At 74.6% G+C, this 2586-nt stretch carries 1 protein-coding gene; it reads right to left on the bottom strand.

The features are described 5' to 3' along the window. Nucleotides 1-2231, bottom strand: a 2231-nt coding sequence (locus B056_RS39380) for a type I polyketide synthase (RefSeq protein ID WP_456095365.1), incomplete at its 3' end; no start/stop codon positions are given. Nucleotides 2232-2586: the final 355 nt, after the last annotated feature.

The following is a 2586-nucleotide window of genomic DNA, read 5'->3' as shown; positions in this document are numbered from 1 at the left end:
TGCGACGGACCATTCGGCGCCGTCAGACCATTCGACGCACCATCCTGATTCACCGCACTACCCCGCACCACCGCNAGGATCTCCCGGCCCTCACGACGGGCATCGGACAGCCGCTGCACCAGCAGCATCCCCGCGCCCTCGCCCCACGCCGTCCCGTCCGCAGAGGCCGCGAACGCCTTGCAGCGGCCGTCGACGGCGAGGCCCCGCTGCCGGGAGAACTCGACGAACGCCCCCGGCGTCGCCATCACGGTCGCGCCGCCGACCAGGGCCAGGTCGCACTCGCCGCCGCGCAGCGCCTGCACCGCCAGATGCAGGGCGACCAGCGACGACGAGCACGCCGTGTCCACCGTCACCGCCGGGCCCTCCAACCCGAACGTGTACGCCAGCCGACCGGACAGCACACTCGCCGCGTTCCCGGTGCCGACATGCCCCTCGGCCGCGGCGGCGTCGTCGAGCAGCGACACGTAGTCCTGGCCGTTCGTCCCGGCGAACACCCCGATCCGCGAACCCCGCAACGACGACGGGTCGATCCCGGCCCGTTCGAACGCCTCCCAGGACGTCTCCAGCAACAACCGCTGCTGCGGGTCCATCGCCAGCGCCTCACGCGGGCTGATCCCGAACAGCGCCGCGTCGAACTCGGCCGCGTCGTAGACGAACCCGCCCTCCCGGGCATACGTCGTCCCCGGATGATCCGGGTCCGGATGGTAGAGCGCGTCCAGATCCCAGCCGCGGTCGGTGGGGAACGCACCCATCGCGTCCCCGCCCGAGACGAGCAGCTCCCACAGGCTTTCCGGTGAATCGGCCCCGCCCGGGAACCGGCAGGCCATGCCGACCACCGCGATCGGATCGTCGACGACCCTGGCCGGCAGAACCGGCCCAGCCACAGTGGACGTCCCGGTCTGGTCCAGGACGAGGTCGACGATGCTCTCGACACTCGGGTAGTCGAAGACAAGCGTCGCGGGCAGCCGCAGCCCGGTCGCCGCCGCCAGCCGGTTACGCAGGTCCAGCCCGGTCAGCGAATCGACACCCAGCTCCTTGAACGGCCGCCGGGGATCCACCGCCTCGCCGGATGGGTGCCCCAGCGCCGCCGCGGCCTGGTTGCGGACCTCAGCCAGCACCATCCGGCGGTGTTCGTGCGCCGGCAGCTCGGCCAGCCGGGCGGCCAGCGGCGACAGGCCGGTCGCCGCCGACGAGACGCCGGCGCCGGCCCCGAGGAAGTCGCGCAGCTGCGGCAGGTCGCTCAGCAGCGGACTGCGCCGCACCGAGGCGAACTCGGCGGCGAACCGTTCCCATTCGACGTCCATGACGACGACCACCGGCTGCGCCGCCCCGGCCGCACTGGCCGCCCCGACCGCGCCGGCCATTGCGGCCAGTGCGAGCTCGGCGCGCAGCGCCCGGAAGCCGCTGCGGCGGAACTGCCGCGTGCCGGCATGCTCGGCCATCATGCCGGCGTCCGCCCACGGACCCCAGGCGATCGACGTCGCGGGCAGCCCGACGGCACGTCGATGCTCGGCGAGGGCGTCGAGGTAGGCGTTCGCCGCCGCGTAGTTCGCCTGCCCGGAGTTACCGAGCACCCCGGCGGTCGAGGAGAACAGCACGAACGCCGTCAGCGGCCGGTCAGCCGTCAGCTCGTGCAGGTGCCGGGCGCCGTCCGCCTTCGCGGCCAGCACCCGGGCGAACCGTTCGGGGGTCAGGGAGTCGACGACCCCGTCGTCGAGCACGCCGGCCGCATGCACGATCGACAGCGCCGGCTCATCGGCAAGGGATGCGACGAGGCCGGCGACGGCGGCCCGGTCGGCAAGGTCACATGCCAGGACGGTGACCCGGGCGCCGAGCGCCGTCAGATCCTCGGTCAGCGCGGCCACCCCGTGCGCCGCGGGACCGGAGCGGCTGACCAAAACCAGCCGCCCGGCACCCTGCCGGGCGGCCCACCGCGCCACCTGGGCGCCCAGCCCGCCCGTCCCTCCGGTGACCAGAACCGTGCCTACCGGCCGCCACGCCTCACCGGTGCCGGCGGGGACGGCCGCCAGCCGCCGGGCGAGGACCCCGCTGCCCCGCACCGCCACCTGGTCCTCGCCGCCCGGCAGTCCCGCGAGCACGGCGGTGATCCGCCCGAACGCCCGGACGTCCAACGTCTCGGGCAGGTCGAGCAGGCCACCCCAGCGGTCGGGATGCTCCAACCCGACCACCCGGCCCAGGCCCCACGCCAGGGCCTGGGATGGGCTGCGCATCGGGTCCGCGGGGCCCGTGGTCACCGCGCCCCGGGTGACCAGCCACAGCGGAGCACCGATCCGCGCGTCACCGAGCGCCTGGACGACCGCGACGGTCCGCGTCACCTCGGCGTCGGCGAGCCCGACCAGCGACACCACGCCCGACAGCGCTCCAGGCTGCGCCTCCGACAGCAGAGCAGGCTGCGCGTCTGGCAGCGGGCCGGGCAGCGTCTGTGGCAGCAGGCCGGGCTGCGTGTCAGGTGCCAGGCCCGCATCGCTTCCGAGCGTGCGCAGTCTTTCGGCCAGGGTCGCCCGGTCGACACCGGGCTCGACCGGGACGGCGACGACCTCCGCGCCCGCGGCTGTCAGCAGCGGC

Origin of the sequence: Parafrankia discariae (assembly GCF_000373365.1) — a bacterium.
GTDB lineage: Bacteria > Actinomycetota > Actinomycetes > Frankiales > Frankiaceae > Parafrankia > Parafrankia discariae.
This window is presented reverse-complemented; position numbering and strand designations above follow the sequence as displayed.